This is a genomic window from Thiobacillus denitrificans, from assembly GCF_001530125.1.
Classification (GTDB): domain Bacteria; phylum Pseudomonadota; class Gammaproteobacteria; order Burkholderiales; family Thiobacillaceae; genus Thiobacillus; species Thiobacillus denitrificans_C.
This window is the reverse complement of the sequence record NZ_LDUG01000025.1, coordinates 1-22,788: the sequence shown is the minus strand read 5'-3', so window position 1 is coordinate 22,788 and position 22,788 is coordinate 1. Positions and strand designations below refer to the sequence as shown.

The window sequence follows — 22,788 nt, the reverse complement described above, 5'->3', positions numbered from 1 at the left end:
TAGGGCGTGGTTTGAGCCAAGTCAGCCGGCGACTGTGTAGCGTGTGCCACTGCGTATTCCCTCCGAAAGCAGTTTGCCGGACGCGACCAGTTCTTCGACGGTTCGCCGGATGCGCGAGCGCGGTATTTCCAGGCCAATTCGCTTATGAATGTCGCCCATCTTGGTTTTGGGGTAGCGTGCCACGTCCTCCAGGATGAGTGCAGCAAGCCGGTGTGACTCGATCCGTTTGAGGGTGGTCGTTGCCGAGAAATCGAGGCTGTCCAGCAGGCTCGGCTCGATAAAGTAGCGTGTTGCCTGAGTTCGGCCTGCGCTTTTGACGATGCTCCAATCGAGGAGGCGCGACAGCCAGGGCTGCAAGGCTTCTGCCGAGGGCAGCTCAAGCAAGGCGGCCAACTCGCGCGCGGTCAGTGCGTCATGTTGTGCCAGCAGGCCCAAAGCGATGCGCTCGCGTTGTGTGAGCTGGTAGGTCTGATCGGCCTTGGCGATGAAGTCGATCACCTCGGGCTTGAGGATGCGCCGGCGTACCGTGACTTGGACGCGGTCGTGTTCCTCGACCAGTTCGGGAGCCGGGCGCCCCTGCGAAAGCAGCACTTCGTAAATTTTGTCGAAGCCGCTGCCCTCGCGCTCCATCAGTTTGAGATCGTGGAACAGGCGGGCCAGGTGTTCGTTGCGCCGAACGGTGGTGTGGAGAATGTTGGCCGGTGTTACGCCCAGCGGCAGCAAACCAGGGTTAACCACCTCCAGGCGATCCGGATGCAGGTTCAGAAAAATGTCGCCCCGTTGCGTGTAGGGGCGATGCACCAGTGCATTGACGAGCAGTTCGCGCACGACGATCTCGTCGTAGGCGGGCACGTTCTGGCGGTAAAGGCCATCCGGCAGTTCGTAACGCTCACGGAAATCCGGTACTTCCCGCCATATCGCTTCGATGAGCTCCATCGGGTTCAGGCTGAAGTCGTCCCATGTGAGCTTGTTGACCTTTTGACCAAGTTCGTCGTACTTGATGAACTGAATGACTGGTGCAGTGCCCAGGTTGGCGCGGTCTTCGCGTTTGCCGATGCACAGCACACCAAGATGAGTGAGCCAGTCGTCTTGTGCGAGCAGGTAATGGTCGAGCAGTTCGTGCTCGGATTTTTCCTTGACTGAGTCCTTGACACGGTCGGAGGCACGAATGGCAGCCACTAGAGCAGTCAGCTTCAGCTCATCAAGCCGGGTTCGTGGAACATGCAGTGAGGTTTGGGTTTCCCATGGCAGGGCTGAACGTTCGGAGGCAAGCCGCATGACATCGTCACCGACAACTGGCTTGCTTACGTCGGAGATACGCAAAAAATAGCGGCCATCCGTGGTGGAGGCGACTGACATTGCGCGAGGGATGCCCAATTCGAGGAGCTCGCCGCCGTTGTCGGCACGACGAATGTCGGGCAGGACAGTGACGTTTACGGTGCGTTCGCTGATTTTGCGCCGCAGGGTGTCGGCTAATACGGGATCGATACGCTGGTCAGGTACAGGGGTGTCGGCATCATCTTCAATGCCAATGAGCAAGCGCCCACCCTGGGCATTGGCAAAGGCGACGCAGTCTTTGGCGAGTGCATCCCAGTCGGGATTTCGGCCGGCGATGGCGCGCAGGGATTTTTTATCGACCAGTTGCCCTTCTTGGCTCATGCCGCGTATAGGCCTCTGTCCAGTGTGAAGGTGCGTCGGGCTCGGCCCAACATCGTTTTTGTGTATGTGGTGGAGAGGAGGAGGATCGAACTCCCGACCTCCGCATTGCGAACGCGGCGCTCTCCCAGCTGAGCTACCTCCCCGACGTGGCGAATTATAGCTTTAGCGATGCGGCGCGGGAAGTACCGCGCGGCGAGCGGCGAGGTGTTGGGGAAGATTGGGCAGGAAACGTGCGACGAGCCAGCCGAGCAGGACGCCACTGCTGTTGGCCAGCGCGTCGAGCAGGTCGGGCTGGCGGTCGGGGGTGAGGCCTTGCAGCCCTTCGATGGCGATGCCGAACAGCACCACCGCAACGGCGAGTTTCCAGCGTTGCCGGGTAACGAGCTGCGCCCACCAGAACATCAATAGCGCATAGCCGAACAGATGCACGAGCTTGTCGGCGTGACCGCTGTCGTCGCCCAGCGCGGGTGGCATCAGCGAGACCACCAGGGTGATGGCGATGCCGAGCCAGCCGGCCATGCGCCACAGGCGCGCCCAGTCAATCTGGCGCCAGGCCCGGTCGATCATGCCTGGCGCTGTGCCCAGCGAACCATCAGCACGCCGGCAACGACCATCGGCAGCGACAGCCATTGCCCCATGGAGAGGCCCAGGCCCAGCAGGCCGAGGAAGCTGTCGGGTTCGCGGGCGAATTCGGCGAGGAAGCGGAAAGCCCCGTAGCCGATGAGGAACACGCCGGAGACGGCGCCGACCGGGCGCGGCTTGTGCGCAAACCACCACAGGATGGCAAACAGTAGCACGCCTTCGCCGGCAAACTGGTACAGCTGCGAGGGGTGGCGCGCAATGCCGTCGCCCGCCTGCGGGAACACCATGCCCCACGGCAGGTCGGTGGCGCGGCCCCACAACTCGCCGTTGATGAAGTTGCCGAGCCGCCCGGCGGCCAGCCCTAGCGGTACCAGCGGGGCGATGAAGTCGGTGACCGCCAGCCAGCGCAGCTTGTGGCGGTGCGCGAACAGCGCCATCGCGATGATGACGCCGAGAAAGCCGCCGTGGAAGCTCATGCCGCCTTCCCACAGCTTGAAGATGTCGAGCGGATGGGCCAGGTATTCCATCGGCTTGTAGAACAGCACGTAGCCGAGCCGCCCGCCGAGAATGGTGCCGAGCACGCCGTAGAACAGCACGTCGTCGAGCATGTTCACGGTCCAGCCGGACCACGGACGATGCGCGATGCACCAGCGCCCGAGCAGGATGACCTGCACGAAGGCGATGAGGTACATGAGGCCGTACCAGTGGATGGCGACGGGACCAAGCTGGAGGGCGACGGGGTCGAATTGCGGATGTATGAGCATGGGGTCAGGATTCAGGGAAGTCAAAGCGCAGGTAAAATGGCTGACTGATTATAGATTGCCTGAGTGACCATCATGCCTGACTACCGTTCCTGGACTACCACCCGCGGCCGCAACATGGCGGGAGCGCGTGCGCTGTGGCGCGCCACCGGCATGAAGGATGGCGACTTCAACAAGCCGATCATCGCGATTGCCAACTCGTTCACCCAGTTCGTTCCGGGCCACGTGCACCTGAAGGACATGGGCCAGCTGGTCGCGCGCGAGATCGAGGCGGCGGGCGGCGTGGCGAAGGAATTCAACACCATCGCGGTCGACGACGGCATCGCGATGGGCCACGGCGGCATGCTGTATTCGCTGCCGAGCCGCGACCTCATCGCCGACTCGGTCGAGTATATGGTCAACGCGCACTGCGCCGACGCGCTGGTGTGCATTTCCAACTGCGACAAGATCACGCCGGGGATGGTGAACGCCGCGCTGCGCCTCAACATCCCGACGGTGTTCGTCTCCGGCGGGCCGATGGAAGCGGGCAAGGTGGTGTGGGAATCCAAGGTCATCAAGCTCGATCTGGTCGACGCCATGGTGTCGGCGGCCGATGCGAGCTTCAGCGACGAAAAGGTCGACCAGCTGGAACGCTCGGCCTGCCCGACCTGCGGTTCGTGCTCCGGCATGTTCACCGCCAACTCGATGAACTGCCTGACCGAGGCGCTGGGGCTCTCCTTGCCCGGCAATGGCTCGATGCTGGCGACCCACGCCGACCGCAAAAACCTGTTCCTCGCCGCTGGCCGCCTGATCGTCAGGAACGCGCGGCGCTACTACGACGACGGCGACACCCGCGTGCTGCCGCGCGCGATCGCCAGCTTCGACGCCTTCGAGAACGCCATCGCGCTCGACATCGCCATGGGTGGCTCGACCAACACCGTGCTGCATCTGCTGGCCGCCGCGCACGAGGCCGGGGTCGATTTCACGATGAAGGACATCGATCGCATGAGCCGCCGCGTGCCGCACCTGTCGAAAGTCGCGCCGTCGATCCAGACCTATCATATGGAAGACGTGCACCGCGCCGGCGGCGTGATGGCGATTCTGGGCGAGCTCGAACGCGGCGGCCTGATCCACCGCGACCTGCCGACCGTGCTGTGCAAAACGCTGGGCGAACAGATCGACCTCTACGACATCCGCCGCACCACCGACAAGGACGTCAAGGACTACTTCCGCGCCGCGCCCGGCGGCGTGCCGACGCAGACCGCGTTCTCGCAGGATCGGCGTTTCGCCAAGCTCGACGACGACCGCGTGAACGGCTGCATCCACGACATCGAGCACGCCTATTCGAAGGACGGCGGGCTGGCCGTGCTGGTCGGCAACCTCGCCGAGGACGGCTGCATCGTCAAGACTGCCGGCGTCGACGAGCACATCCTCAAATTCTCCGGCCCGGCGCGCGTGTTCGAATCGCAGGATGCCGCGGTCGAAGCCATTCTCGGCGACAAGATCGTCGCCGGCGACGTCGTCGTGATTCGCTACGAAGGCCCGCGCGGCGGCCCCGGCATGCAGGAAATGCTCTATCCGACCAGCTACATCAAGTCCAAGGGCCTGGGCAAAGCCTGCGCGCTGGTGACCGATGGCCGCTTCTCCGGCGGCACCTCGGGTTTGAGCATCGGCCACGCCTCGCCGGAAGCGGCCGAAGGTGGCAACATCGGCCTGGTCGAAGAAGGCGACACGATCGAAATCGACATTCCCAAGCGCAGCATCAACGTCGCGCTGGACGACGCCGAACTCGCGCGCCGCCGCGCCGCGATGGACGCGAAAGGCGCGCAGGCATGGAAGCCGGTCAACCGCGTGCGCGAGGTGTCGGCCGCGCTGCGCGCCTATGCCGCGATGACGACGTCTGCCGCCTTCGGCGCGGTGCGCGATGTGTCGCAGGTCGAGCATCCGACCGCGGCGCAGGCGCACGCCGACCCGCTGGCGCGCTTCGCCATCCCCGGCCAGCTGGTTTTCCGCACCGGCGCCGGCGGCCTGACCTACGCCGACATCGACAACCACGGCGGCCGCGCGACGATCTGTCTGCAGGGTGCGCACGTGGTGAGCTTCCGGCCCAAATCGCAGCAGGAGCCGGTGGTGTGGGTGTCCGACGCCGCCGCCTTCGCGCCGGGCAAATCCATCCGCGGCGGCGCGCCGGTGTGCTGGCCGTGGTTCGGCGCGCACGCCACGGAAGCGAGCTACCCCGCGCACGGTTTCGCGCGCACCGTGGACTGGGAAGTCACTGGCACGCGCCGTCGCAACGACGCCAAGACCGAGATCACCCTGCAACTGGTCGACACCCCGCAGACCCGCGCGCAATGGCCGCATCCCACCCGGCTGACGCTGACCGTGGTGGTGGGCGACAAGCTGGAGATGCGGCTGGCCACCACCAATCTGGGCGATGCGCTGGTGCAGATCGGCGAGGCGCTGCACACCTATCTGCACATCAGCGACCTGGCCACAGTAAAAGTGACGGGCCTCGAAGGCTGCGGCTACCACGACAAGGTCGGCCCCCCGGCGCGCAGGAAGCAGCATGGCGCGATCACCTTCTCGGGCGAGGTTGACCGCGTCTACGTCGATACAACTGCCGACTGTGTGATCGAGGACGCCGGCCTCAATCGCCGCATCCGCATCGCCAAGAGCGGTTCGCTGTCCACCGTGGTGTGGACGCCGTGGACCGAGAAGGCCGAGAAAATGGGCGACATGGGCACAGGCAAGTCCGGTGCCGGCTGGCGCGAAATGGTCTGCGTCGAATCCGTCAACGCGATGGACAACGTCGTCACCGTGGCGCCGGGCGAGACGCACACGCTGGCGGTGACGTATGGCGTGGAAGCGCTGTAGTCGAAAGGGAGAACAACCATGCGCGTGATTCTGGTGGCCAATCCCAAGGGTGGCAGCGGCAAGACCACGCTGTCGATCAACCTGGCCGGCTATCTGGCGTCAACGGGCGAGCGCGTGGCGATGCTGGACCTGGACCGGCAGAAATCCGCCACCCACTGGCTGGCGATGCGCGACATGGTGCTGCCGGACATCGAGCTGCTGCGTGAAGGGCAGAAGGACGACAGCGACTGGCTGGTGATCGACTCACCCGCCGGGTTGCACGGCAAGAACCTCGAACGCGCGCTGAAGCTCGCACACAAGGTGGTGGTGCCGATCGCCCCCTCGCTGTTCGACATCCGCGCCAGCCAGGATTTTCTGGCCGCGCTGCATGCCGAGAAAGCGGTGCGCAAGAGCCATGCCTTTGTCGGCGTGGTCGGCATGCGCGTCGATCCGCGCACCCGCGCCGGGGTGACCCTGGAGCAGTTCATGGAACAGCAGGATCTGCCGGTGCTGGCCTATCTGCGCAACACCCAGCATTACGTCAACGCCGCGTTCGAGGGCAAAAGCCTGTTTGATTTGCCGCCCCATATCGCCGAGCGCGACGTGGAACAGTGGCAGGAATTGATCGACTGGCTGGAACGCTGACCCCCGCTGTAGGAGGGTCGCCCTCGGCCCGATGCCGTGGAGCTTGCATCGGTGCGCAAATCGGCCCGGGGGCGGGCCTCCTACATTCCGGTTATCGAGGCAACGTTTGGTGTTGCCTAGTGCGTGGTCGGCTTCATCAGATTGACCACCTGCGGCTTGACCATGCTCTTGGTCGACGAGCATGAGCCGTCTTCCTGCACGCCCAACTGGCGCTCGGCTTCGTTCAGCAGGTTGATCACGTCGACATAGAACTTGTCGTTCGCCATCATGCGCGCGGTGCGGCCGCCTTCGTTGGCGGCGAGCACGTCGGCGCCGTTGTTGATCAGCCATTCCACCACCGGGGCGTCGCCGCCGCCGGCCGCCAGCATCAGCGGCGTGATGCCGAAGAAAATGCGCTCGTCGAGGGTGGCGCCTGCCTCGTGCAGCACCTCGATGACCTCGACATAGCCGCGCTCGGTGTCGCCGTTGTAGGCGGCCTTGGCGAGTGCGGTCCAGCCCTGCGGCGATTTGGCGTTGACGTCGGCGCCGGCCGCGATCAGCAGCTGCACCGCCGCGACATGGCCGTTGCGGGCGGCATGCATCAGCGCGGTTTCGCCGGCTTCGTCGGCGGCGGCGTGATCGGCACCGGCTTCAAGCAGCGTCTTGATTTGATCGGCATCGCCCGACTGGGCGGCAGCGAATAATTCCTGGGACATGGTGCGCTCCTGCAGTTGTATGAGAGTGCGGCAAGCGTACAATTGTTGACTGATTTAATCAACTATTAGCCGCCGCGTGCTACCCATCATGCCGAATCGTCTATCCGCCGAACCCAGCCCCTATCTGCTGCAGCACGCCGACAACCCGGTCGACTGGTACCCGTGGGGCGAAGAAGCCCTGGAAAAAGCGCGCCGCGAGGCCAAGCCGATCCTGCTGTCGATCGGCTATTCGGCCTGCCACTGGTGCCACGTGATGGCGCACGACTGCTTCGAGGATGCCGAGGTGGCGGCGGTGATGAACCGGCTGTTCGTCAACATCAAGGTCGACCGCGAGGAGCGCCCCGACCTCGACCAGATCTACCAGTCCGCGCACCAGCTGTTGACCCAGCGCGGCGGCGGCTGGCCGTTGACGGTGTTCCTGACGCCGGATCAGACGCCGTTCTTCGCTGGCACCTATTTCCCGAAGACGCCGCGCTACCAGCTGCCGGGCTTCATCGACCTGATGGAGAACATCGGCCGCGCCTGGCACGAACGGCGCGGCGAGGTGCTGGCGCAGAACGAGGCGGTGCGCACCGCGCTGGCGCAGCAGCAGCCCGCGCCGGGCGTGCAGCAAGCCTTGAGCGACGCGCCGCTGGCGCAAGCGGTGCGCGATCTGGCGGAGGCTTTCGACCCGGTGTGGGGCGGCTTTTCGCGCGCGCCCAAGTTTCCGCGTCCGGGCGAACTGTTTTTCCTGTTGCGCCAGGCCCAGGGCGGCAATGCGCAGGCGCGCGACATGGCGCTGGTCTCCCTGCGCAGGATGGCGTCCGGCGGGGTTGTCGATCAGTTGGGCGGCGGCTTCTGCCGCTACTCGGTCGACGAGCAGTGGGCGATTCCACACTTCGAAAAAATGCTTTACGACAACGGCCCGTTGCTGCATCTGTATGCCGACGCCTGGGCACTGACCGGCGAGCCGCTGTTTGCGGACACCGCCGAAGGCATCGTCGAGTGGCTGCTGCGTGAGATGCGCGCGCCCGAGGGCGGCTTCTATTCGGCGCTCGACGCCGACAGCGAGGGCCACGAGGGCAAGTTCTACGTGTGGACACCGGACCAGGTGCGCGCGCAGCTCCCCGCCGAGGAATACGCGGTGGCCGTGCCGGTGTATGGCTTCGACCTGCCGCCGAATTTCGAGAACGCGAGTTGGAATCCCATCCTCGCGCGCCCACTGAATGAGGTTGCGGCCGAGTTGGGACTGTCCGCGGACGCGGCGGCTGCACGGCTTGCGAATGCGCGCGCCAAACTGTTCGCCGCGCGTGAAACCCGCGTGCGGCCGGGGCGCGACGACAAGCAGCTCACCAGCTGGAACGCGCTGATGATCGGCGGGCTGGCGCACGCCGGGCGGGTGATGAACCGCCCCGACGGGGTGGATGCCGCCTACGCCGCGATCGATTTTCTGCATCAAAACCTCTGGCGCGACGGCCGCCTGCTCGCCAGCTTCAAGCACGGCGAAGCGCGCCTCAACGCCTATCTTGACGACTATGCCTTCCTGCTCGATGCCTTGCTGGAGACGATGCAGGCCGGCTACCGCGAGGCCGACATGGGGTGGGCGTGCGAACTCGCCGACGCGCTGCTGGCGCATTTCGAGGACCGGGAGCAGGGCGGCTTCTTCTTCACCAGCCACGACCACGAAGCCCTCATCACCCGCCCCAAGCCCGGCTACGACAACGCCACGCCATCCGGCAACGGCGTGGCGGCATACGCCCTGCAGCGGCTGGGTCACCTGCTGGGCGAGACGCGTTACCTCGACGCCAGCGCGCGCTGTCTGCGCCTGTTCCAGGGCCAACTGACCCAGCAGCCGATCGCCTACCCCACGCTGCTTGCCGTGCTCGACGAGACGCTGCTGCCGCCGCGGGTGATCCTGCTGCGCGGCCCGGCGGCGGCGCTGCGCGAGTGGGCGGCGGCGCTCAACCCGAAGCTCGGCGCGCGCGACGTGCTGCTGGTGTTGCCCAATGGATTGGGCCTGCCGGCCGCGTTGGCGAAGCCGGAATCGGACCAGCCGGCTGCCTGGATCTGCAGCGGCACAGCGTGCCAGCCGCCCGTAACCGAACTGACCGCCGTGCTGGGGTAAGGGGCCTATCAGCATTTGCTATTTGGAACCCGCGGCGGCACCTGCTATCAAACAAGCAGTCGGTTTGTCATCGGGAGCCATCATGAGCACGCACACTGAACCCGCCGTTTTCCATCCACGGACAGCCCAAATGAATCTGCCGGGCATCCGCAAGGTGACATTCGCTCAGCCGCTTCACTGGTTGCGAGCCGGCGCGCAGGATCTGGCCCGTGCCTGGCCGCTGAGCCTGTTCTATGGCGTCATCTTTGCGCTCCTCGGCTATGGCCTGGTGCATGGCGCGTGGGGCAAGCCCCATCTGGCGATGGCGCTGACCTCCGGCTTCCTGTTCGTCGCGCCGCTGCTGGCCACGGTGTTTTATTTTCTGAGCCACCGGCTGGAACACCATCACAAGCTGCCCAATCTGTTTGTCCCCCTGCTGTCATGGCGCGCCAACCCTGCCTCGCTGGGGCTGTTCGCCCTGATGCTGGTGTTCGTCCTGATCTCATGGGAGCGCATTTCGGCGATTCTGGTCGGCCTGTTTCTCGGCGGATCGGGCATTGGCGGCCTCTCTGATCTGCTGACGCTGAATGCGGTGCAGCAACATACCAATTTTGTGTTGGCCTACCTGGCCTTCGGCGGCGTGCTGGCGCTGATGATGTTCAGCCTCTCGGTGGTGTCGCTGCCGATGCTGCTGCACCGCAAGGTCGACTTCGCCACCGCGCTGGTCACCAGCTTCATGGCAACGCGGCTTAATTTCCCGGTGATGCTGCTGTGGGGCGCGTTGATCGCCGTCTTGATCGCGGTCGGGGTGGCGACCAACTTCATTGCCATGGCGGTGATTTTCCCCTGGCTGGGGCACGCCAGCTGGCATGCCTACCGCGGACTGGTCGAGCGCGAATAGGTTCGAACAACAAAGTGCTACGAGGATTGGTAGCAAAAAACCAATTACTTATATTGCGCGTGAAGGGTTTTCCCTGAATACTGCTGGCATGTAGAAGTGCCTTGTCAACCCGACCCCTCCACGGAGAATGTAATGATGAAACTGATGATGACAGCAGCATCTGCTGCGTTGCTGCTGATGTCCGGCGCGGCTTCCGCCGACCAGGCGCTGGCCCAGAAGAACGCCTGCATGTCCTGCCACGGCATCGACAAGAAAATCGTTGGCCCGGCCTTCAAGGAAGTGGCCGCTAAATACGCCGGCGATAAAAGCGCGCATAACATGCTGGTGGCCAAGGTGAAGACCGGCGGCAAGGGCGTGTGGGGCCCCATTCCCATGCCGCCGAACCCGCAGGTCAAGGCGGAAGATGCCAGCAAGATCATCGACTGGGTGCTGAGCCTGAAATAATTCGCCACTGCGTCAAACACAAGGCCGGCGTTTGCGTCGGCCTTGTGTTTTCTGGCTTCCAGGAAAGCCGGCCACGGCAAGCTTTATGGTATAAATCCCGCGTTTCAGTTTGATTACGGGGAAGACCGAGATGACGGGGCACACGCTAGGCTGGGTGGCAGTAGCAGTAGCGGCGCTGGTTGCGGGATGCGGCGACAAGCCGCAGCAGAATGGCGACCAGGTGGTGTTGATCGGCCAGGCATCCCCGCTCACCGGTCCGCAGGCGCATCTGGGCAAGGACAACGAAAACGGTGCGCGCCTGGCACTCGATGAAATCAACGCTGCCGGGCTCACGCTGGGCGGCAAGAAAGTCGTGCTCGAATTAAAGAGCGAAGACGACGCGGCCGACCCCAAAACCGCCACCACGGTGGCAACCAAGCTGGTGGATGAAGGGGTGGCGGGCGTTATCGGCCATCTCAATTCGGGCGCCACGATCCCGGCCTCCAAGATCTATTCCGACAACGGCATTCCGCAGATTTCACCCTCGGCCACCGCAGTGGCCTATACGGCATCCGGCTTCAAGACGGCGTATCGCGTGATGACCAACGACGCGCAACAGGGTACCGTGCTGGGAACTTACGCAGTGACCCAGTTGGGCGCGAAGAAAATCGCCATCATCGACGATCGCACTGCCTACGGGCAGGGACTGGCCGACGAAGTGGAGAAGGCGGCCAAGGCCGCGGGCGGCGAAGTGGTGGCGCGCGAATACACATCGGACCGCTCGACCGACTTCATGGCGATTCTCACTTCCATCAAGGGCAAGGCGCCCGACCTCGTGTTCTTCGGCGGGATGGATCCGCAGGCCGCGCCCATGATCAGGCAGATGAAACAGCTCGGGATGCAGGCGAAGTTTCTGGGCGGCGACGGCGCGCAGACGCCCAAGCTGATCGAACTGGCCGGCGCCGACGCCGAGGGCGCGCTGGCGTCCAACCCCGGCCTGCCGCTCGACGCGATGCCGGGCGGTAACGCGTTCAAGGCCAAGTTCGAAGCCAAATACGGCAAGATCCAGAACTATTCCCCCTATGCCTACGATGCCATGCATGTGCTGATCGACGCGATGAAACGCGCCGATTCCAGCGACCCCGCCAAGTATCTGGCCGAGTTGCCCAGGACCGATTATCAGGGGGTGACCGGGCGGATCCGTTTCGACGTCAAGGGCGACATTACCGGCGGCGCGGTCACGCTGTATCAGGTGAAAGACGGCAAATGGCAGACGCTCGAAACCGTGCAGAGCGGCAACTAAGCTGAGCTGAATTCAACCGGGCTGGGCGCGCCGCGCACGAGCCCGGATATTTCATAAATTAACGCGTGCCCTCGCTGGTCTTTTCTTTCGTATGGAAATTTTGCTCAGTCGGGCGTATGAATAACTACGCCGCTCCTTCACAAAATCCCCCTACAAAACAAAATCCTGCGCGATTATGGGCGTAGCTCGGTATCCTTTAGGGCATCACGCGAATTCATGAAACATCCGGGCTAATGGACATCTTCCTGCAACAACTCATCAACGGCCTGGTGCTCGGCAGCGTCTACGCGCTGGTGGCGCTGGGCTACACCATGGTGTACGGCATCCTCGAACTCATCAATTTCGCCCATGGCGAAATCACCATGATGGGGGCGATGGTGGCGCTGGCGGTGATCGGCGCGCTGGCGCTGGCGGCGCCCGGCCTGCCGGGCGTGTTGGTGCTCGGGGCAGGGCTGGTGGTGGCGATTCCGGTGTGCATGGCGCTGGGCCTGCTGATCGAGCGCGTCGCCTATCGGCCCCTGCGGCATGCACCGCGTCTGGCGCCGCTCATCACGGCGATCGGCGTGTCGATCATCCTGCAGAACATCGCCATGCTGATCTGGGGCAAGCAGTACATTCCCTTTCCCGCCGTGCTGCCGCAGGGGCGGCATGAAGTGCTCGGCGCGCATATCACCGATGTGCAGATCGCCATCCTGCTGCTGACCATGAGCATCATGCTGATGCTGATCCTGGTGGTGCAGAAAACCCGGCTCGGCCGTGCCATGCGCGCCACCGCGCAATCGCGGCAGGTGGCGAGCCTGATGGGGGTGGACGTGAACCGGGTGATTGCGTCCACCTTCGTGATCGGCTCGGCGCTGGCGGCGGTGGCCGGCGTCATGGTCAGCGCGTATTACGGCCTGGCGCACTACTACATGGGCTTTTTGCTTGGCCTCAAGGCCTTCTCGGCGGCGGTGCTGGGCGGCATCGGCAATCTGGGCGGAGCGATGCTGGGTGGCCTGCTGCTGGGACTGATCGAATCGTTCGGCGCGGGGTATATCGGCGACCTCACCGGCGGTTTCCTCGGCAGCCATTACCAGGACGTGTTCGCGTTTTTCGTGCTGATCGCGGTGCTGGTGTTCCGCCCGTCCGGCCTGCTGGGAGCGCGCGTTGTCGAGCGTGCTTAAGTCGCGCTGGCTCGCTTTTTCGCTACTGGCGCTGGGGCTGGCGCTGCTGCCGTTTCTGGTGGACGCGGGGCTGGGGCGCTCGTGGGTGCGGCTGCTCGATCTGGCGCTGCTGTATGTGATGCTGGCGCTGGGGCTGAATATCGTCGTCGGCTACGCCGGCCTGCTCGATCTGGGTTACGTCGCGTTTTATGCCCTGGGGGCGTATGTCTACGCTTGGCTTGCCAGCCCGCATTTCGGCCTGCACCTGCCGTTCTGGGCGATCCTGCCGCTGGGCGCGGCGCTGGCCGGGCTGTTCGGGGTATTGCTGGGCGCGCCCACCCTGCGGCTGCGCGGCGATTACCTCGCCATCGTCACCCTGGGCTTCGGCGAAATCATCCGCATTTTCCTCAATAACCTAAATGCGCCGGTCAACCTCACCAACGGCCCGCAGGGCATCAACCTGATCGACCCGGTGCGCCTGGGCAGCTTTAGCCTGAGCCAGCCGCATACCCTCTTCGGTTTCACCTTCACCGGCGTCCATCTCACCTATTACCTGTTTTTGCTGCTGACGCTGGCGGTGATTTTCATTTCGATGCGGCTGGAAAATTCGCGCATCGGGCGTGCCTGGGTGGCGATCCGCGAGGACGAGATCGCCGCCGCCGCGACCGGCATCAACACGCGCAATCTCAAGCTGCTGGCGTTCGCCATGGGCGCCACCTTCGGCGGGTTGGCGGGCGGCCTGTTCGCCAGCTTTCAGGGCTTCATCAGCCCCGAATCGTTCAACCTGATGGAGTCGATCATGATTCTGTGCATGATCGTGCTCGGCGGCATGGGGCATATCCCCGGCGTGATTTTCGGCGCACTGCTGCTGACGCTGCTGCCCGAGGCGCTGCGCTACACCGGCGACTGGCAGCGCAACCTGTTCGGCCAGATCTACGTCGACCCGGCGGATTTGCGCATGCTGCTGTTCGGCGTGGCGCTGGTTGCGGTCATGCTGTATCGCCCCGCCGGGCTGATTCCCTCGGCGCGCCGCCGCCAGGAATTCGCCGACGCCAAGGGATGAGCGCACCAAAGGTAGGCAATCTCCTATCGAGCAAGCTCGATGCAGAGTTGACACCGCTGCTGACCGTTACCGCCGTGAGCAAGGCGTTTGGCGGCTTGCAGGCGCTATCCGACATTTCGCTGCAGGTTCACGCGGGCGAAATTTTCGGCCTCATCGGCCCCAACGGCGCGGGCAAAACGACGCTGTTCAACGCGCTCACCGGCCTGTACTCGATCGACCGCGGCGAGATCCGCCTCAACGACGCCCGCCTAGACGGGCGGCCGCCGCACCAGGTGTTGCACGCGGGGCTGGCGCGCACCTTCCAGAACATCCGCCTGTTTGCCGAGATGACCGCGCTCGAAAACGTGCTGGTCGGGCGCCACGCGCGCACCACCAGCGGCGTCGTCGGCGCGGTGCTGCGCCTGCCCGGCACGCGCCGCGAAGAAGCCGATTCGCGCGAGCGCGCAGCTGCCCTGCTGCGCCGCGTGGGCATCGCACAGCACGCCGACCGTCTTGCCAAGAACCTGCCCTACGGCGACCAGCGGCGGCTCGAAATTGCCCGCGCGCTGGCGACCGAACCGAGCCTGCTGGCGCTCGACGAACCTGCCGCCGGGATGAACAAGGCCGAACGTGCGGCGCTGCGCGAACTGCTGCTGCAGCTGCAGGCTGACGGCCTGACGCTGCTGCTGATCGAACACGACGTGAAACTGGTGATGGGGCTGTGCACCCGGCTGGCGGTGCTCGACTACGGCGTGAAAATCGCCGAGGGCACCCCCGATGTGGTCAGCCGCGACCCCAAGGTGATTGCCGCTTATCTGGGGGACGAGGCGATATGACCCTAAGTAAAAAAACTTCACCACAGAGGCACGGAGATATGTTCCGCAGGAACGGTATCCCTTGGGACACAGAGGAAAAGCTAGGCGTTGAAGCGCTACGACACGGGAATTTGAGGGGTTCTCAGTGCCTCTGTGTCTCTGTGGTGAAAGGTTTGACGCGATGAACCCGCTGCTATCAGTCAGCCAGTTGTCGGTGGCATATGGCGGGATCCAGGCGGTGCGCGATCTCAGCCTGGAGGTTGCGCCGGGCGAAATGGTCTGCCTCATCGGCGCCAACGGCGCGGGCAAGACCACCACCCTCAAAGCCATCAGCGGCCTCATCGCGCCGCATTCCGGCAGCGTGCATTTCGACGGCCAGCCGCTCACCCGGCTGCCTGCGCACCAAGTCGCGCGGCGCGGACTCGCCCTGGTGCCCGAAGGCCGCGGCGTGTTCCCTCGCATGTCGGTTGCCGAAAACCTGATGATGGGCGCTTACAGCCGGCGCGATCGCGCGGCGATCGCCCGCGATCTCGATCAGGTGCATACGCTGCTGCCCCGTTTGACCGAGCGTCGCACGCAGCTTGCCGGGCTGTTGTCCGGCGGCGAACAGCAGATGCTGGCCTTGGGGCGCGCGATGATGGCGCGCCCGCGCCTGCTGTTGCTGGACGAGCCGAGCATGGGGCTGGCACCTTTGATGGTACGGGCGGTGTTCGACATCATCCGCCAGATTGCGGCTGGCGGCGTGGCGGTGCTGTTGATCGAGCAGAATGCCCATCTGGCGTTGAAAACCTGCGCGCGCGGCTACGTGCTGGAAAACGGGGTCATCACGCTGAGTGGAAACGCTGCCGATCTCGCAGCCAATCCCGCCGTGCGTCAAGCCTATCTGGGCGAATAAACGCCAGGGTGGCTTGAGTTGAAGCGGTACAGCTGGCGCTCGGTCAGCACCGCATCGAGCGGCATGTCCCAGGGCTCGTGCGGCAACGCATCCACCCGCTGGCATTCGTAGGCGATCCCAACCAGGCGCGGCTTGCGCCACAGGCGCCGGTGCCGCATGAAGGCCAGCGTTGCGTCGTAAAAGCCGCCGCCCATCCCCAGCCGGTTGCCCTCGAGATCGAACCCCACCAGCGGCATCAGCAGCAGGTCGAGTTGGCGCGCGCGCAGGGGTTTCGCATCGATGGGTTCGGGGATGCCAAAGCGGTTAGGCTTCATGCGTGTGTTGCGGCCCACCCGCCCGAACCGCATTACCCGGCCACGCCGCGGCAGCATCGGCAGGAAACACTCACGGTGCATCCATAGGGCTTGGTTGAGCAGGGGGTGGGCGTCGAATTCGCCGCCTTGCGGCAGATAAAAGCCGATGCGTTGCGAACGCAGCAACAGGCCGTGGCGCAGCGCCAGCCGCAGGGAGGCGCGCGCAGCCTTGTGGCGATCAGCGGGTTTGAGCGCGTTGCGCGCAGCCTTGAGCTGGCGCCTGAGATTGAATTTGGTCATGAAGGGGTAGTGCTCCCCGCCTGTGCCGTGACTGGCCGCAGACTCTTGAACCTGGGTCCAAGACGGCCGCGCTCAAAGACGCTTTGGGCACATGAAACGTGTCACGCGCACACCCGCATCGGAATAGATCGCAGCCTTGCACGTATGCATTGGTTCAGAGAAATAGCAACCAGCCTCGAACACCGCAGGGAGCAACGCCAGTTTAGAAGAGTTTGTCCTGATCTTCCAGTACTGTATCGAGCAGGGCGTTGCAGTGCGTCAGCCGGGCGCGTGTTTCCTCGGTCCGGCCGCCGCCGCCCTGGGTCAGCAGTTCGTGCGCCAGGTTGAGCCCCGCCATGATGGCGATGCGCTCGGCGCCGATCACCTTGCTGCTTTCGCGAATTTCGCGCATTTTTTCGTCCAGATAATCGGCCGCCGCAATCAGCGCCGATTCCTCCTCGCGCGAACACGCCACCTTGTAGGCGCGGCCCAGAATGTGGATTTCGATGGAGCGCGGGCCCGCCATCAGACGTCCTCCGGCAGGGTGTCGAGCAGCGTTTGCAGCCGCGTCTTGGCGGCATCCAGCCGGGTCGTCAGCTGCTTGTTGTCACGCTGCGCGGTCAGCAGCTGCTGGCGCAGGGCGATGTTGTCCTGCCGCAGCGTGTGGCACAGCTCGGCCACCTGGCGGATCTTGGTTTCGAGGGTATCGAGTTCAGCTTGCATGGCGGGACTATAGGGGGCGATGTGCGGGCGGTCAATCGGTCGGCGAAAGGCGCGCGCAGGCGGCGCTTGCATGGTTATAATGCGCGGCTTCAGGTGCCGACGCGGCTTTCCGCCGCTGAGGATAAACGGGAAACAGGTGCGCGGCGATTCGCTGCCATGCCTGTGCTGCCCCCGCAACGGTAAGCGCTAAACGGTCCATCACACCGCCACTGGGTTCGCCCGGGAAGGCGATGGTCTTACAAGCGCGAGCCCGGATACCGGCCTGAGCCCTGACGCGACGAATTCGCGCAGCGGATCGTGCAACGCGCCTGCGGGGAAGCGGGCGCCAAAACCGGACCACATCATGCGTCAAACTACTCTCGCGCTCGCCCTGGGCGTTGCTTTCATCCCATTCGCCTACGCGGAAACCCTGCCGGAATTCGTCGGCGAAACCATCGTGGTGACACCTACCCGCACGGCGCAAACCGTGGATGACAGCCTCGCCTCGGTGAGCGTCATTACCCGCAGCGACATCGAGCGCCTGCAGGCGCGTTCGCTGGCCGATGTGCTGCAGGGGATGGTCGGCGTTACGCTGGCCAACAATGGCGGGGAGGGCAAGGGCACGTCGATATTCTTGCGCGGCGCCAACAGCGATCATGTGCTGGTGCTGATCGACGGTGTGAAGATTGGCTCAGCCACCACAGGCACCGCGGCGTTTCAGGATTTTCCGATGCATCTGATCGAGCGCATCGAAGTGGTACGCGGGCCGGTTTCCAGTTTGTACGGCTCGGAAGCCATTGGCGGGGTGATCCAGATTTTTACCCGTAAAGGTGGCGGCGCGCTCACCCCGCGTGCGAGCTTGACCGTGGGCAGCAACAACACGCGCGGCGCCACGGCGGGACTTTCTGGCGGTGGCGAGCAGGGCTGGTTCAACGCTGGGGTGGCGCATACCCGCACCGACGGGTTCAATGCCTGCAAGGGCTTGCCCGGCGTGGCCTGTTTTACTAACGAGCCTGATAACGACGGTTATCGCAATACAGCGTTTACCCTACGCGGCGGCTACCGTTTTGCGCCGGGCAGCGAACTCGATCTGCACGCGTTGCGGGCGCAGGGCGACAACGAGTTCGACGGTACTTTCCAGAATCAGTCGGAATTCGTGCAACAGGTCATCGGCGCGGGCATCACGCACCGCTTCAATGAGGCTTGGCGAGTCAAGCTCAGCGCCGGGCAGGGGCGCGACGAATCCGACAACTTCAAGAACGGCGTGTACAGCAGCACTTTCAATACACGCCGCAACAGCGCTTCGATGCAAAACGATTTCAGCTTGGGGAGGGATCATCTGCTGACGCTGGGGCTGGATCGCCAAGAAGACCATGTCCGCAGCAATGCTGCCTATGCCGTTACCCGGCGCGACACCACCGGCGTTTTTGCCGAATATCAGGGCCAATGGGACAAGCACCGCGTGCAACTTGCCCTGCGCGGCGACGATAACAGTCAGTTCGGCCGTCACACCACCGGCAATGTTGCGTGGGGTTATCCGGTGATGACAAACCTCGATCTGCGCTTGGCCTATGGCACCGCGTTCAAGGCACCGACCTTCAACCAGCTGTATTACCCCGGTTTTGGCAACCCCAATTTGCGCTCCGAAACCTCGCGCAATATAGAGCTGGGCCTAGGCGGTCGGTTATCGGGCGGACGCTGGTCGGCTACCCTGTTCGACAACCGCATCAGCGATCTCATCGCAGGGTTTCCGCCAGCCAACATCAACCGTGCTGAGATCCGGGGCCTTGAATTGGCTGCCAACCGTCGTTTCGGTGCGTGGGATGCCGCGGTCAACCTGACGCTGCAAGACCCGGAAAACGCATCGTCGGGTGCGAACCAGGGCAAGGTGCTGCCGCGCCGCGCGCAGGAAAGCCTGCGCATCGACATCGACCGCCGTCTTGGCGTCTGGCGTCTGGGCGCTACGTTGCGCGGCGAGGGCGAGCGTTTCGACAACGAGAGCAATACCCGCCGTATGGCAGGCTATGCACTGCTCGACCTGCGCGCCGAATACCGCTTGGCAGCTGCCTGGTCGCTCGGCGCCCGGCTGGAAAACCTGTTCGACGTGGATTACGAAACCGCTTTTGGCTATAACCAGCCGGGGCGCGGCGCGTATCTGACCGTGCGCTATCAGCCCAAATAAACCGTGCCGCCCGTGGGCGGCCTTAATCTGGAAACCTCGTATGTTTACCCTGACTTCGCGCCAACAATACGGCATCGTTGCCGTGCTCGCCCTGATGATGCTGCTCACCCGCAGCCACCACTGGGCCAGCATCCATTCCCTGCCCGACGCCTCGTGGGCGATCTTTTTCCTGCTCGGCGTGTACGTGCGGGCGCTGTGGGTGGTGCCCGCGCTGATCGCCGCCAGCGTGGCCATCGACTACGTCGCCATCACCTGGGGCGGGGTGTCGGATTTCTGCGTGTCGCCGGCCTACTGGCTGCTGATTCCGGCCTATCTGGTGCTGTTTGCCGGGGGGCGTTTCTACGCCCGCGGGCACCGGCTGTCCCTGCTTGGCCTGTTCAGGCTGGTCGGTGTTGCGCTGGTGGCCGTGGCGGTGGCCCAGTTGCTTACCACCGGCGGATTTTATTTCTACTCGGGACGCTTTGCCGAGCCGACGCTGGCCGGTCTCGTCCTGCGTCTTGAGAAATATTTCCCGCCCATGCTGGGCACGTTTGCGCTGTACCTGGGCCTGGCGGCAACCGTGCACGTGGCGCTGGCGGCGGCTTTCCGGCGCGATGGCGATCCGCGCACGCTGATGGGAACGCGTCGTGAGCGCTGATCCGGCGAAAAACGCGCGCCATGCGGCGCGCATGGCGCGCAAAAAGGCCGTCATCGACGCGGCGATCGCATCGGCCACCATCGAGCGCGGCCTGCTCATCGTCATCACCGGCAACGGCAAAGGCAAATCCACCTCGGCCTTCGGCACCCTGGCGCGCTCGCTCGGTTACGGCATGAAAGCGGGTGTCTGCCAGTTCATCAAGAGCCGCACCGATACCGGCGAAGAGGCGTTCTTCGGCAAGCAGCACGGGGTGGAATGGCATGTGCTGGGCGACGGCTTCACCTGGGATACGCAAAACCGCGAGCAGGACATCGCCACCGCGCAGCGCGGCTGGGCGGTGGCCAGGCGGATGCTGGGCGATGCGTCGTATCAGCTGGTGATTCTGGACGAACTGACCTATCTGCTGAGCTACGGCTATCTCGACGCCGACGAGGTGCTGGATGCGCTGGCGAACCGCCCGCCGATGCAGCACGTCATCGTCACCGGGCGCGGCGCGTCCGACGCGCTGATCGAGCTGGCCGACACGGTGTCGGTCATCGCCGACGAAAAGCACGCCTATCGCGCCGGCGTCAAGGCGCAGCGTGGCATCGACCTGTGAACCGCCACGCCCGATGAGCCCCCACGCCTTCAGCCCGGCCGAACGCGACGCGGTCTATCGCGCCATCCGCGAGCGGCGCGACATGCGCCACTTTCGCCCCGGCCCGGTCGCGCCCGAGGTGCGGCAGCGGCTGCTGGCGGCGGCGCACAGCGCGCCCAGCGTCGGCCTGATGCAGCCGTGGCGCTTCATCCGTATCACCCAAACTGATTTGCGCCAGCGCCTGCACGCCCTGGTCGAGGCCGAGCGCATCCGCACCGCCGAGGCGCTGGGCGAGCGCGGCGATGCGTTCATGCGGCTCAAGGTCGAGGGCATCCTGGACTGCGGCGAACTCTGGGTGGCGGCGCTGATGGACGCGCGCGAGCCCTATATCCTGGGACGGCGCACCCTGCCCGAGATGGACCTCGCCTCGGTCGCCTGCGCGATCCAGAATCTATGGCTGGCGGCGCGCGCCGAGGGGCTGGGGCTGGGCTGGGTGTCGCTGTTCGATCCGCAGGCGGTCGCGCAGTTGCTGGGCATCCCGCCCGGCGGGCAGCCGGTGGCGATCCTCTGCCTGGGGCAGGTCGATGCGTTTTACGACGTGCCGATGCTGGAAAGCGAAGGCTGGGAGCGTCGCCGCGCCATTGCCGACTGCCTGTTCGAGAACCATTGGGGACAAACCTGAGCGCGCTTCTGGTTGCAGCGGCGCTGCTTCTCGACGCCCTCCTCGGCGAACCGCGCCGGTTTCACCCGCTGGCGGGATTCGGGCGGCTGGCGGTCTGGCTGGAAGCGCGGTTTAACCTCGATGGGCGCGGGCATCGATTGCACGGTGCGGCGGCGCTGGCGCTGCTGGTGGTGCCGGGGGTCGCGTTCGCCGGCTGGCTGCAGCAGCAGCCGGTGGTGGGCGCGGCGTTCAGCGCGTTGGTGCTGTATGCCGCGATCGGCCTGAACAGCCTGCATCGGCATGCCGAGCCGGTGGCGGCCGCGCTGGCGCGCGGCGACCTGGACGCCGCGCGCGCGGGCGTCTCGATGATGGTGAGCCGCGACACCGCCGCGCTCGATGCCGAAGGGGTGTCGCGCGCGACCGTCGAATCGGTGCTGGAAAACGGCAACGATGCCGTGTTCGGCGCGCTGTTCTGGTTCCTCGTCGCCGGCGCCGCGGGCGCGCTGGGCTATCGGCTGGTCAACACGCTGGATGCCATGTGGGGCTACAAAACGCCGCGGTATCTAAGCTTCGGCTGGGCGGCGGCGCGGCTCGACGACGGCCTCAATTTTGCGCCGGCGCGGCTGACCGCGCTGAGCTATGCGCTGTTGGGACGCACCCGCCTCGCGCTGGCGTGCTGGCGCACCCAGGCGCCGGCATGGGACAGCCCCAACGCCGGCCCGGTGATGGCCGCGGGCGCGGGCGCATTGGAGGTGCGCCTGGGCGGCGCGGCGGTCTATCACGGGCAGAGCGAATCCCGTCCCGCGCTGGGGCAGGGTGCGGCGCCAGAGGGCGGCGACATCGCGCGCGCCCTCAAGCTGGTGCGTCATGGCGCCTTGCTGTGGCTGGCGGTATTCGCCGCGGCCGCGCTGCTTGTGTGGGGCGTCAACCATGCTTGAACACGGCGGCAGATTGCTGGCTGCGGCCGAGCGCTACGGCATCGAGCCGGCCGACTGGCTCGATCTGTCCACCGGCATCAATCCCGCCGGCTGGCCGGTGCCGCCCATCCCGGCAGCCGTCTGGCAACGCCTGCCCGAAGCCGAGGACGGTCTGGTGTCGGCCGCCGCCGCGTATTACGGCAGCGCGTGCGTATTGCCGGTGGCCGGTTCACAGGCCGCGATCCAGGCGCTGCCGTGGCTGCGCGCCGCCTACCGGGTCGGCGTACCGCATCCGGCCTATGCCGAACACGCCCACGCCTGGCGTGCCGCCGGACACACGGTGACGGCCTGGCAGCCGGAGCAGGGGGTGGGCGCGCTCGACGTGCTGGTGCTGGTGCATCCCAACAATCCCGGCGGACAGACCTATCACCGTGCCGATCTCCTGGCCTGGCACGCCGAACTGGCGGCGCGCGGCGGCTGGCTGCTGGTGGACGAGGCCTTCATCGACGCCACGCCCGAGGCGAGTCTGTCCGCCGACTGTCCGCGCGAAGGGCTGATCGTACTGCGTGGACTGGGCAAGTTTTTCGGCCTGGCGGGCGCGCGCGTCGGTTTCGTGCTGGCCGAGCCGGCCCTGCTCGACGCGCTGGAGGCCCGGCTGGGGCCGTGGGCGGTGAGCGCGCCGTCGCGCTGGGTGGCGCGCGCCGCGCTGGCCGACACCGCCTGGCAGCAGGCCGCGCGTGCGGCTCTGCTGGCGGCGGGGGC

At 65.1% G+C, this 22,788-nt stretch carries 23 protein-coding genes, 1 tRNA gene, 1 other RNA gene and 1 riboswitch; of the genes, 16 read left to right on the top strand and 9 right to left on the bottom strand.

Features of this window, described 5'->3' with window-relative positions; translation table 11 throughout:
- Positions 1-21 precede the first annotated feature (21 nt).
- The 4 genes from ABW22_RS09790 to lgt all read right to left on the bottom strand — a co-directional run bounded on the left by ABW22_RS09790 (position 22) and on the right by lgt (position 3,005).
- Positions 22-1,659, bottom strand: coding sequence for an ATP-binding protein (locus ABW22_RS09790; RefSeq protein ID WP_059755621.1), 1,638 nt, complete (start codon positions 1,657-1,659; stop codon positions 22-24).
- Positions 1,660-1,726: 67 nt separating this feature from the next.
- Positions 1,727-1,802, bottom strand: a tRNA-Ala gene (locus ABW22_RS09785).
- A 19-nt stretch (positions 1,803-1,821) separates the two neighbouring features.
- Positions 1,822-2,226, bottom strand: a complete 405-nt coding sequence (locus ABW22_RS09780) for a VanZ family protein (RefSeq protein WP_059755618.1) — start codon at positions 2,224-2,226, stop codon at positions 1,822-1,824.
- Positions 2,223-3,005 (bottom strand): prolipoprotein diacylglyceryl transferase, encoded by a 783-nt coding sequence (gene lgt / locus ABW22_RS09775; protein WP_059755615.1) that lies wholly within the window; start codon positions 3,003-3,005, stop codon positions 2,223-2,225. The genes ABW22_RS09780 and lgt overlap by 4 nt, the downstream gene beginning before the upstream one ends.
- A gap of 72 nt (positions 3,006-3,077) precedes the next feature.
- Here lgt and ilvD point away from each other — a divergent pair, with 72 nt between their 5' ends.
- Together ilvD and ABW22_RS09765 are read left to right on the top strand one after the other, a co-directional pair.
- Complete coding sequence (ilvD, locus tag ABW22_RS09770) at positions 3,078-5,855, top strand: dihydroxy-acid dehydratase (protein WP_059756131.1); 2,778 nt, start codon at positions 3,078-3,080, stop codon at positions 5,853-5,855.
- A gap of 18 nt (positions 5,856-5,873) precedes the next feature.
- A complete protein-coding gene (locus ABW22_RS09765) occupies positions 5,874-6,479 on the top strand; it encodes a ParA family protein (protein WP_059755612.1) in 606 nt (201 codons plus the stop codon).
- A gap of 116 nt (positions 6,480-6,595) precedes the next feature.
- Here the strand turns inward: ABW22_RS09765 and ABW22_RS09760 are convergent, their stop codons facing one another.
- Entirely contained in the window at positions 6,596-7,174 is a 579-nt protein-coding gene (locus ABW22_RS09760) for an ankyrin repeat domain-containing protein (RefSeq protein WP_059755609.1), read from the bottom strand.
- 88 nt (positions 7,175-7,262) lie between these two features.
- On the opposite strand from ABW22_RS09760, the gene ABW22_RS09755 reads away from it, so the two are divergent.
- The 8 genes from ABW22_RS09755 to ABW22_RS09720 all read left to right on the top strand — a co-directional run bounded on the left by ABW22_RS09755 (position 7,263) and on the right by ABW22_RS09720 (position 15,778).
- The gene (locus tag ABW22_RS09755) at positions 7,263-9,278 is read left to right on the top strand and encodes a thioredoxin domain-containing protein (protein ID WP_059755606.1); all 2,016 of its coding nucleotides are present in this window, start codon (positions 7,263-7,265) and stop codon (positions 9,276-9,278) included.
- 130 nt (positions 9,279-9,408) lie between these two features.
- Positions 9,409-10,158, top strand: coding sequence for a DUF2189 domain-containing protein (locus ABW22_RS09750; protein WP_237763296.1), 750 nt, complete (start codon positions 9,409-9,411; stop codon positions 10,156-10,158).
- Between the two features lie 135 nt (positions 10,159-10,293).
- Positions 10,294-10,602 (top strand): c-type cytochrome, encoded by a 309-nt coding sequence (locus ABW22_RS09745; protein ID WP_082708722.1) that lies wholly within the window; start codon positions 10,294-10,296, stop codon positions 10,600-10,602.
- A 130-nt stretch (positions 10,603-10,732) separates the two neighbouring features.
- A complete protein-coding gene (locus tag ABW22_RS09740) occupies positions 10,733-11,884 on the top strand; it encodes a branched-chain amino acid ABC transporter substrate-binding protein (RefSeq protein WP_059755578.1) in 1,152 nt (383 codons plus the stop codon).
- Positions 11,885-12,117: 233 nt separating this feature from the next.
- Positions 12,118-13,047 carry a branched-chain amino acid ABC transporter permease gene (locus ABW22_RS09735; protein WP_059755576.1) on the top strand — a complete coding sequence of 310 codons (930 nt, stop codon included), beginning with the start codon at positions 12,118-12,120 and terminating at the stop codon, positions 13,045-13,047.
- A complete protein-coding gene (locus ABW22_RS09730) occupies positions 13,031-14,089 on the top strand; it encodes an ABC transporter permease subunit (protein WP_059755574.1) in 1,059 nt (352 codons plus the stop codon). The genes ABW22_RS09735 and ABW22_RS09730 overlap by 17 nt, the downstream gene beginning before the upstream one ends.
- Positions 14,086-14,904: an ABC transporter ATP-binding protein gene (locus ABW22_RS09725; protein WP_059755571.1), complete on the top strand. Its 819-nt coding sequence runs from the start codon at positions 14,086-14,088 to the stop codon at positions 14,902-14,904. The genes ABW22_RS09730 and ABW22_RS09725 overlap by 4 nt, the downstream gene beginning before the upstream one ends.
- 160 nt (positions 14,905-15,064) lie before the next feature.
- The gene (locus tag ABW22_RS09720) at positions 15,065-15,778 is read left to right on the top strand and encodes an ABC transporter ATP-binding protein (RefSeq protein WP_059755567.1); all 714 of its coding nucleotides are present in this window, start codon (positions 15,065-15,067) and stop codon (positions 15,776-15,778) included.
- On the opposite strand, the gene ABW22_RS09715 is transcribed toward ABW22_RS09720, so the two are convergent.
- The 4 genes from ABW22_RS09715 to ABW22_RS09700 form a co-directional block, all read right to left on the bottom strand.
- Positions 15,763-16,371 carry a 5-formyltetrahydrofolate cyclo-ligase gene (locus ABW22_RS09715; protein WP_059755564.1) on the bottom strand — a complete coding sequence of 203 codons (609 nt, stop codon included), beginning with the start codon at positions 16,369-16,371 and terminating at the stop codon, positions 15,763-15,765. The two genes, ABW22_RS09720 and ABW22_RS09715, sit on opposite strands and share 16 nt — an antisense overlap.
- Before the next feature lie 9 nt (positions 16,372-16,380).
- Positions 16,381-16,565: non-coding RNA, 6S RNA (gene ssrS / locus ABW22_RS09710), on the bottom strand.
- Positions 16,566-16,573: 8 nt separating this feature from the next.
- Positions 16,574-16,876, bottom strand: a complete 303-nt coding sequence (locus tag ABW22_RS09705) for a cell division protein ZapA (RefSeq protein ID WP_059755562.1) — start codon at positions 16,874-16,876, stop codon at positions 16,574-16,576.
- Positions 16,876-17,145 carry a hypothetical protein gene (locus ABW22_RS09700; RefSeq protein WP_237763295.1) on the bottom strand — a complete coding sequence of 90 codons (270 nt, stop codon included), beginning with the start codon at positions 17,143-17,145 and terminating at the stop codon, positions 16,876-16,878. The genes ABW22_RS09705 and ABW22_RS09700 overlap by 1 nt, the downstream gene beginning before the upstream one ends.
- A gap of 2 nt (positions 17,146-17,147) precedes the next feature.
- Positions 17,148-17,354, top strand: a riboswitch (cobalamin riboswitch).
- 62 nt (positions 17,355-17,416) lie between these two features.
- Between ABW22_RS09700 and btuB the strand changes: the two genes are divergently transcribed.
- The 6 genes from btuB to cobD all read left to right on the top strand — a co-directional run.
- Positions 17,417-19,234 carry a TonB-dependent vitamin B12 receptor gene (gene btuB / locus ABW22_RS09695; protein WP_059755558.1) on the top strand — a complete coding sequence of 606 codons (1,818 nt, stop codon included), beginning with the start codon at positions 17,417-17,419 and terminating at the stop codon, positions 19,232-19,234.
- A gap of 40 nt (positions 19,235-19,274) precedes the next feature.
- Positions 19,275-19,871, top strand: a complete 597-nt coding sequence (locus tag ABW22_RS09690; protein WP_059755555.1) for a hypothetical protein — start codon at positions 19,275-19,277, stop codon at positions 19,869-19,871.
- A complete protein-coding gene (gene cobO, locus ABW22_RS09685; RefSeq protein ID WP_082708679.1) occupies positions 19,861-20,469 on the top strand; it encodes a cob(I)yrinic acid a,c-diamide adenosyltransferase in 609 nt (202 codons plus the stop codon). The genes ABW22_RS09690 and cobO overlap by 11 nt, the downstream gene beginning before the upstream one ends.
- Positions 20,470-20,482: 13 nt before the next feature.
- A complete protein-coding gene (gene bluB, locus ABW22_RS09680) occupies positions 20,483-21,130 on the top strand; it encodes a 5,6-dimethylbenzimidazole synthase (protein WP_059755552.1) in 648 nt (215 codons plus the stop codon).
- On the top strand, positions 21,115-22,047 hold the full coding sequence (gene cbiB / locus ABW22_RS09675) for an adenosylcobinamide-phosphate synthase CbiB (RefSeq protein WP_202813935.1): 933 nt from the start codon (positions 21,115-21,117) through the stop codon (positions 22,045-22,047). Before bluB ends, cbiB begins: the two co-directional genes overlap by 16 nt.
- Positions 22,040-22,788 (top strand): threonine-phosphate decarboxylase CobD (gene cobD / locus ABW22_RS09670; RefSeq protein ID WP_059756122.1); only part of this gene is annotated, 749 nt, incomplete at its 3' end. The genes cbiB and cobD, both read left to right, overlap by 8 nt.

Coding starts and splice junctions, on each gene's coding strand:
- ABW22_RS09750 (WP_237763296.1), top strand. CDS start 9,409: ATGAATCTGCCGGGCATCCGCAAGGTGACATTCGCTCAGCCGCTTCAC.
- ABW22_RS09780 (WP_059755618.1), bottom strand. CDS start 2,226: ATGATCGACCGGGCCTGGCGCCAGATTGACTGGGCGCGCCTGTGGCGC.
- ABW22_RS09725 (WP_059755571.1), top strand. CDS start 14,086: ATGAGCGCACCAAAGGTAGGCAATCTCCTATCGAGCAAGCTCGATGCA.
- ABW22_RS09765 (WP_059755612.1), top strand. CDS start 5,874: ATGCGCGTGATTCTGGTGGCCAATCCCAAGGGTGGCAGCGGCAAGACC.
- lgt (WP_059755615.1), bottom strand. CDS start 3,005: ATGCTCATACATCCGCAATTCGACCCCGTCGCCCTCCAGCTTGGTCCC.
- ABW22_RS09755 (WP_059755606.1), top strand. CDS start 7,263: ATGCCGAATCGTCTATCCGCCGAACCCAGCCCCTATCTGCTGCAGCAC.
- btuB (WP_059755558.1), top strand. CDS start 17,417: ATGCGTCAAACTACTCTCGCGCTCGCCCTGGGCGTTGCTTTCATCCCA.
- ABW22_RS09720 (WP_059755567.1), top strand. CDS start 15,065: ATGAACCCGCTGCTATCAGTCAGCCAGTTGTCGGTGGCATATGGCGGG.
- ABW22_RS09735 (WP_059755576.1), top strand. CDS start 12,118: ATGGACATCTTCCTGCAACAACTCATCAACGGCCTGGTGCTCGGCAGC.
- ABW22_RS09740 (WP_059755578.1), top strand. CDS start 10,733: ATGACGGGGCACACGCTAGGCTGGGTGGCAGTAGCAGTAGCGGCGCTG.
- bluB (WP_059755552.1), top strand. CDS start 20,483: ATGAGCCCCCACGCCTTCAGCCCGGCCGAACGCGACGCGGTCTATCGC.
- ABW22_RS09790 (WP_059755621.1), bottom strand. CDS start 1,659: ATGAGCCAAGAAGGGCAACTGGTCGATAAAAAATCCCTGCGCGCCATC.
- ilvD (WP_059756131.1), top strand. CDS start 3,078: ATGCCTGACTACCGTTCCTGGACTACCACCCGCGGCCGCAACATGGCG.
- ABW22_RS09745 (WP_082708722.1), top strand. CDS start 10,294: ATGAAACTGATGATGACAGCAGCATCTGCTGCGTTGCTGCTGATGTCC.
- ABW22_RS09705 (WP_059755562.1), bottom strand. CDS start 16,876: ATGGCGGGCCCGCGCTCCATCGAAATCCACATTCTGGGCCGCGCCTAC.
- ABW22_RS09760 (WP_059755609.1), bottom strand. CDS start 7,174: ATGTCCCAGGAATTATTCGCTGCCGCCCAGTCGGGCGATGCCGATCAA.
- ABW22_RS09715 (WP_059755564.1), bottom strand. CDS start 16,371: ATGACCAAATTCAATCTCAGGCGCCAGCTCAAGGCTGCGCGCAACGCG.
- ABW22_RS09700 (WP_237763295.1), bottom strand. CDS start 17,145: ATGCAAGCGCCGCCTGCGCGCGCCTTTCGCCGACCGATTGACCGCCCG.
- ABW22_RS09690 (WP_059755555.1), top strand. CDS start 19,275: ATGTTTACCCTGACTTCGCGCCAACAATACGGCATCGTTGCCGTGCTC.